This window comes from Mesorhizobium sp. M8A.F.Ca.ET.021.01.1.1 (assembly GCF_003998025.1).
Lineage (GTDB): Bacteria > Pseudomonadota > Alphaproteobacteria > Rhizobiales > Rhizobiaceae > Mesorhizobium.
Genome location: NZ_RZSJ01000396.1, coordinates 1 through 5,891, shown reverse-complemented (window position 1 = coordinate 5,891; position 5,891 = coordinate 1). Strand labels below are relative to the sequence as shown.

The window sequence follows — 5,891 nt, the reverse complement described above, 5'->3', positions numbered from 1 at the left end:
CGCCAGTTCCGCCAGCCTGCCCTGCCCCAGCTTCTGCATGCGGCCGGGCCAGGCGACACTGGTCATCGCCTTCTCGGCGGCGCGGTGGCTGATCTCGAAGCCGGCGGCCTTGACCGCGGCGATCGCGGCGGCGGCATTGGCGAACTGGTGGCGACCGGGCAGGCGCGGCGACGGCAGGTCCATCAAGCCATCATCGTCCTGGTAGACCATGCGGCCGTTTTCCTCGAAAGCGAGAAAATCCTGGCCATAGACGAGGGTCGGGCATTCCAGTCGCTCGGCGGTGTCGATCAGCACCTGCAGCGCCGTCTCGCTTTCCTGGGCGCCGATGACCACGGGACAGCCGCGTTTCATGATGCCGGCCTTTTCGGCGGCGATCAGCTCGACACGGTCGCCGAGATAGGCCTCGTGGTCCATCGACACCGGCATGATCACCGACACGGCCGGCCGCGCGATGACATTGGTGGCGTCGAAGCGGCCGCCAAGACCGACCTCGATGATGGCGGCATCGGCCGAATGTTCCGAAAACAGGATGAAGGTGACGGCGGTGAGGATTTCGAAGACCGTGATCTTCTGGCCTGCATTGGCCTTGGCGACACGGGCGATGGCCTCGGCGAAGATGTCGTCGTCGACCAGCCTGCCGCCGCCCTCGGCGGCCAGCCTGTAGCGCTCGTGCCAGCTGACCAGATGCGGCGAAGTGTGGACGTGGACGAGCCGACCGGAAGCTTCCAGCAGCGCCCGCGAGAAGGCGGCGCAGGAGCCCTTGCCGTTGGTGCCGGCAATGTGGATGACCGGCGGCAGCAAATCCTGCGGATTGTCCAGCCGCTCCAGCAGCCGCGTGATGCGATCGAGCGAAAGGTCGAAGCCTTTCGGGTGAAGCGCCATCAGGGCTTCGATTTCGCGGTCGGCGGCAAGCGTCGTCATGGCACAATCCCGGCGCATGGCCCGAGAGCCAGAATCGCTCCCGCAATGACCACGGCTATCAAAAGGCTACAGCGCGTCATGGGCGGCGCGCAATCGCTGTTCGCGGCGGCCAATGTCGCGCCAGGCCGGGGTCACCTCCGGCCATCGTAGCGTCAAGCCTGTGGCCGGGCTTCGGCGGCAAGCACGGCCGGCGGCAGGATTTCCGGTTCCAGCGGCTTTTGCTCTTCCGGCATCTTGAGCAGCATCTTGAGCAGACGCGCGATCGTCTGGCGCATCTCCAGCCGGGACACCACCATGTCGACCATGCCATGCTCCATCAGATATTCGGAGCGCTGGAAGCCGTCCGGCAATTTCTCGCGGATGGTCTGCTCGATGACACGCGGCCCGGCAAAACCGATCAGCGCGCCGGGCTCGGCAATGTGCACGTCGCCCAGCATGGCGTAGGAGGCGGTGACGCCACCGGTGGTCGGATTGGTCAGCACGACGATATAAGGGAGGCCGGCTTCCTTCAGCCGGTCGACGCCGACCGTGGTGCGCGGCAATTGCATGAGGGACAAAATACCTTCCTGCATGCGGGCGCCGCCGGAAGCGGCGAACAGGATCAGCGGCCGCTTGCGCTGCAAGGCGACCTCGAAGCCATGTACGATGGCATCACCCGCCGCCATGCCGAGCGAGCCGCCCATGAAGGCGAAATCCTGCACCGTCACCACCACCGGCAGGCCCTCGACGGTCCCAAGCGCATTGATGATGGCGTCTTCCAGACCGGTCTTGGCCTTGGCGTCCTTCAGCCGGTCGACATAGCGCTTCTCGTCGCGGAACTTCAGCGGATCCTGCATGACCTTGGGGTTGTCCAGGGTCTCGTACTTGCCGTCATCGAAGAAGAATTTCAGCCGCTCCTTGGCCGAGATCTTCATGTGATGGCCGGAGGACGGGATGACGAACTGGTTGGATTCCAGATCCTTGTGGAACACCATCTCGCCGGTCTCGGGATCCTTGATCCAGAGATTCTCGGGCATGTCGGTACGCCGGCCGAGCATCGAGTTGATCTTCGGGCGAACGTAATTGGTGATCCAGTTCATCGCTTCGGCTCCTGTCCTGACGAAGAGTTGGGTAAAGACGTAGGAAAACTATTCGGCAGCAGCAAGGCGGGCCGAGCGCACGCCTTGCGCCAGGCCGCTGACCAGCGTGGCGACGGCCTCGGCCGGATCGGCGGTCTTTTCGCCCTTCGGCCCCAGCACATTGGCGACCGCGTTGACGATCGCCGTGCCGACGACCACGCCGTCGGCGTTGGCGCCGATGACGCGCGCCTGTTCGGCGGTCTTGACGCCGAAGCCAACGCAGACAGGCAGGTCGGTGTGACCCTTGATGCGCTTGACCGCCGACGCCACCTTGCCGGTGTCGGCGAGTGCCGCACCGGTGATGCCGGTCATCGAGACGTAGTAGACGAAGCCGGAAGTGTTCTGCAGCACCTTGGGCAGGCGCTTGTCGTCGGTGGTCGGCGTCGCCAGCCGGATGAAGTTGATGCCGGCCTTCAGCGCCGGAATGCACAGCTCCTCATCCATCTCCGGCGGCAGGTCTACGACGATGAGCCCATCGATGCCGCTCGCCTTGGCGTCGACGAGGAAGCGGTCGACGCCGTAGATGTAGATCGGGTTGTAATAGCCCATCAGCACGATAGGCGTTTCGTCATCGCCAGCGCGAAAGTCGGACGCCAATTTCAGCGTCTTCACCAACGTCTGGCCGCCCTTCAGCGCGCGCAGGCCGGCGGCCTGAATCGCCGGGCCGTCGGCCATCGGGTCGGAGAACGGCATCCCCATCTCGATCACGTCGGCACCCGCCTTGGGCAGCGCCTTCATGATCGACAGCGAGGTTTCATAGTCGGGGTCGCCACCCATGAAATAGGTGACGAGCGCCGGGCGGTCTTCGTTCCTGAGCTTCGCCATGCGGCGGTCGATGCGAGTGGTCATGTCTGGCCCTTTGGACGAATTTTGCTCATAATCAACTCCCAAATCGAAACTGTCCAAAGGGCCTAGATCTCCATGCCCAGCATCGAGGCCACCGTGTGCACGTCCTTGTCGCCACGGCCGGACAGGTTGACGATCACGATCTGGTCCTTGTCCATGGCGGGTACGATCTTGACCGCATGGGCGATGGCGTGCGCCGATTCCAGCGCCGGGATGATGCCTTCGACGCGCGTCGTCAGCTTGAAGGCTTCGAGCGCCTCGTCGTCGAGGATCGGCACGTATTCGACACGGCCGGAATCGCGCAGCCAGGAATGCTCCGGACCGACGCCGGGATAATCGAGGCCGGCCGAGATCGAATGGCCGTCCATGATCTGGCCGTCGGCGTTCTGCAGGAGATAGGTGCGGTTGCCGTGCAGCACGCCTGGAGAGCCGGCGTTCATCGAGGCACAATGCTCGATGCCGTCGAGGCCGCGCCCGCCGGCCTCGATGCCGATGATGCGGACTTGCCTGTCATCGAGGAAGGGATGGAACATGCCGATGGCATTGGAACCACCGCCGACTGCGGCGATGATGGTGTCGGGCAGCCGTCCCTCCTGTTCGAGGATCTGCGCGCGTGCCTCGGTGCCGATCACCGACTGAAAATCGCGCACCAGCTCTGGATAGGGATGCGGGCCGGCAGCGGTGCCGATCAGATAATAGGTATCCTCGACATTGGTCACCCAGTCACGCAGGGCTTCGTTCATGGCGTCCTTCAGCGTGCCGTGACCCGCGGTCACCGGCCGCACTTCGGCGCCGAGCAGCTTCATGCGGAAAACGTTGGGGCTCTGCCGGGCAACGTCGGTCGCGCCCATATAGACGACGCAGGGAAAGCCGAAGCGGGCGGCGACGGTGGCGGACGCCACGCCATGCTGGCCGGCGCCGGTCTCGGCGATGATGCGCTTCTTGCCCATGCGCTTGGCCAGCAGGATCTGGCCGAGGCAATTGTTGATCTTGTGCGAGCCAGTGTGGTTCAAATCCTCGCGCTTGAAATAGACTTTCGCGCCGCCAAGATGCTTCGTCAGGCCTTCGGCGAAGTAGAGCTTTGACGGCCGCCCGGCATAATGGGTGGACAGATCGGTCAGCTCGGCCCTGAAATCCGGATCGTTCTTGACCTCGTTCCAGTTTTTCTCCAGGTCGAGGATGAGGGGCATCAGCGTTTCGGCAACGAAACGACCGCCGAAAATGCCGAACATACCCTGTTCGTCAGGCCCGGTGCGGAAGGAATTGGGTGTCGCCGGCTTGTTCATCGCCGATCTCCTAGATCTGTACTTTGAGCATGTCCTTGTCGGAAACCGGTTCCCACTTTTCCGGGACATGCTCAGGGTTCGAAATTTGTTCAGGCGGCGCGGTCGTCGCGCGCGGCCCTGACGGCCCGGAAAAACTGTTCGATCAGCGCCGGATCCTTGACGCCCGGCGCACTCTCCACGCCCGAGGAAATGTCTATTGCGGGCGGGTTTGCAAGCCGAAGGGCATCGCCGATGTTGGCGGCGTTGAGCCCACCGGAAAGCATGTAATCGATCCCGGCGTCAAGGCCGGCAAGGATACGCCAGTCGAAGGCGACGCCATTGCCGCCCGGCAGTTCCGAGCCCTTCGGCGGCTTGGCGTCGAACAGGAAGCGGTCCGCGATGCCGACGAACGGCTTTATCCGTTCGAGATCGGCAGCCTCGCTGAGCGGCAACGCCTTCATCACCGGCAGGCCATGGCGGGCTTTCAGTTCGGCCACTCGCTCGGGGGTTTCGGAGCCGTGCAATTGCAGCATGTCGGGCCGCATCTTTTCCACGATTTCATTGAGGAAGGCGTCATTGGCGTCGACGGTGACGGCAACCGCCAGGGCCTTGCCGCGCGCCGCTTCGCGCAGACGGCCGGCTTCGGCCGGTTCGACATAGCGGGGGCTTTTGGCGAAGAAAATGAACCCGACATGGCTGGCGCCGCCGGCAAGGGCCGCAGCCACTGCCTGGTCGGTCTTCAAGCCGCAGATCTTGATATCGAGCGCCATGGCGCGGGAATTGACATGAAAAGCGCCAAGAGTCGAGAAAAAGCATGCTGTTTGCCGGCGAGGCCAAAGGCGCTACCTATGGATGGACAGCATGCAAGGCGGGAGCACAGCCATGGCCGACCAGACCGTTGCCGAACTGAAGCAGAAGATCGCGCAGGCGCGCGAGGTGATCGCGCATCTCATGGACAGGGCCGCCTTCAACGGCGCCGAAGCGCATCGGGCGCTGGATTATTTTGGCGGCGATGCCTTCGACCGCAACTTTCTGCCCTGGCCGCATCATGGAGATGAAGGGTTGCGGCCGGATGAGCTCAATGCGGCGAATGACGATTGAGTGCGTGGCCGGTAGCTGAAACGCCGCCGTCCGCTATCCCTATTCGAAAACGATCGCCTGCAGGGCGCCGCCGTTGCGCTTCAGCCAATCCTTGCAGCGGTCCGTGTCGGGGCAGAGCTTTTCGCACAATTTCCAGAATTTCGGACCGTGGTTCATCTCCTTGAGATGCGCCACTTCATGCGCGACGAGGTAGTTTATGACAGGCTGCGGCGCCATCATGATGCGCCAGGAGAAGGACAGATTGCCTTCCGAGGTGCAGGAGCCCCAGCGGCTGGAGGTGTCCTTGTAGCGGATCGCCTTGGCGCGCTTGCCGAGCGCTTCCGTATGCCTGACCACCAGCTTCTCGATATCCTTCTTGGCCTCGCGCTTCAAAAAATCGGCGATGCGGCGCGGCAGATGGATGCGCTCGCCATGCACGATCAGCAGCGGGCCGCGCTCGTCGCGCGATATGGTGACGGTGCCGCGCTTTGACGGTTCGTGGACAACGCGGTGCGGCACGCCGCGCACCGGGATCTTGATACCTGGTCTTACTTGAGGACGAGCCGGCACCTTGGCCAGGCGCTGCTCCAGCCAGTCCTGGTGGCGGTCGAGGAACCTGTCCACCTCGCCGCGGCGCAGGCCCGGCGGCACGGTGATGCGC

General features: G+C 63.7%; 7 protein-coding genes. 1 reads left to right on the top strand and 6 read right to left on the bottom strand.

Annotated elements, in window-relative coordinates:
• From EOA36_RS24990 to EOA36_RS24970, 5 genes are all read right to left on the bottom strand, one after another.
• Positions 1-921 (bottom strand): folylpolyglutamate synthase/dihydrofolate synthase family protein (locus EOA36_RS24990; protein ID WP_145969296.1); only part of this gene is annotated, 921 nt, incomplete at its 3' end.
• Positions 922-1,073: 152 nt separating this feature from the next.
• Positions 1,074-2,000: an acetyl-CoA carboxylase, carboxyltransferase subunit beta gene (gene accD, locus EOA36_RS24985; RefSeq protein WP_127279848.1), complete on the bottom strand. Its 927-nt coding sequence runs from the start codon at positions 1,998-2,000 to the stop codon at positions 1,074-1,076.
• Positions 2,001-2,048: 48 nt separating this feature from the next.
• Positions 2,049-2,888: a tryptophan synthase subunit alpha gene (gene trpA / locus EOA36_RS24980; RefSeq protein ID WP_127279847.1), complete on the bottom strand. Its 840-nt coding sequence runs from the start codon at positions 2,886-2,888 to the stop codon at positions 2,049-2,051.
• Between the two features lie 62 nt (positions 2,889-2,950).
• Positions 2,951-4,171 (bottom strand): tryptophan synthase subunit beta, encoded by a 1,221-nt coding sequence (gene trpB, locus EOA36_RS24975; protein WP_127279846.1) that lies wholly within the window; start codon positions 4,169-4,171, stop codon positions 2,951-2,953.
• An 89-nt stretch (positions 4,172-4,260) separates the two neighbouring features.
• Positions 4,261-4,920, bottom strand: a complete 660-nt coding sequence (locus EOA36_RS24970; protein WP_127279845.1) for a phosphoribosylanthranilate isomerase — start codon at positions 4,918-4,920, stop codon at positions 4,261-4,263.
• A gap of 112 nt (positions 4,921-5,032) precedes the next feature.
• Between EOA36_RS24970 and EOA36_RS24965 the strand changes: the two genes are divergently transcribed.
• Entirely contained in the window at positions 5,033-5,251 is a 219-nt protein-coding gene (locus EOA36_RS24965) for a hypothetical protein (RefSeq protein WP_127279844.1), read from the top strand.
• 39 nt (positions 5,252-5,290) lie between these two features.
• Here the strand turns inward: EOA36_RS24965 and EOA36_RS24960 are convergent.
• On the bottom strand, positions 5,291-5,891 hold a 601-nt coding region (locus EOA36_RS24960), incomplete at its 5' end, for a M48 family metallopeptidase (protein ID WP_145969295.1).